1 protein-coding gene is annotated in these 644 nt (G+C 66.1%); it reads left to right on the top strand.

Annotation, left to right across the window (positions count from 1 at the left end; genetic code table 11):
- On the top strand, positions 1-644 hold a 644-nt coding region (locus A5709_RS19045; protein ID WP_369827377.1), incomplete at both ends, for a glycosyltransferase.

Genomic DNA, 644 nt, shown 5'->3' with positions numbered 1-644 from the left:
ACGCATCCCTCGCCGCGCCGGATCGCCCAGCGAGAGTCGCTGGAAATCCAAGCGTACGACGAGGTTTGCTTTCCCGGCCTGGCCGACGAATGGGCGAAGTGGAGCGGCCAGCGCCCCTTTGTCGGGACGCTGACCATGGAGCTGACCACGGATGTCGACGACGAAGTCGCATCGTGGATCGCTGCGGGAACACCGCCGATCTGCTTCGGCTTTGGCAGCACAACGGTCGATTCGCCCGCCGAGACGATCACCATGATCGGCGAGGCCTGCGCGGAGCTGGGCGAGCGGGCGTTAGTGTGCTCTGGCAAAACCGATTTCAGCGGCGGCGCTAATTCGGACCACGTCAAGGTAGTGGGCGCGGTCAATTACGCGGCGGTCTTTCCCGCTTGCCGGGCCGTGGTGCACCACAGCGGCGCGGGCACCACGGCCGCGGGCCTGCGCGCCGGAGTGCCCACATTGAGCCTCTGGAGCATGAGCGATCAAAAGATCTGGGCAGCACAGGTGGATCGGTTGAAAGTCGGTGTCGCCCGCCCGTTTTCCAAAACCACGCGTGAGTCGCTGGTGGCCGACCTGCGCCAGATCCTCTCCCCCGACTACGTCTCGCGCGCCCGCGAGCTGGCCGCTCGAATGACGAAGCCCGCGGA

This window comes from Mycobacterium sp. E1386 (genome assembly GCF_001672745.1).
Classification (GTDB): Bacteria; Actinomycetota; Actinomycetes; order Mycobacteriales; family Mycobacteriaceae; genus Mycobacterium.
This window is presented reverse-complemented; position numbering and strand designations above follow the sequence as displayed.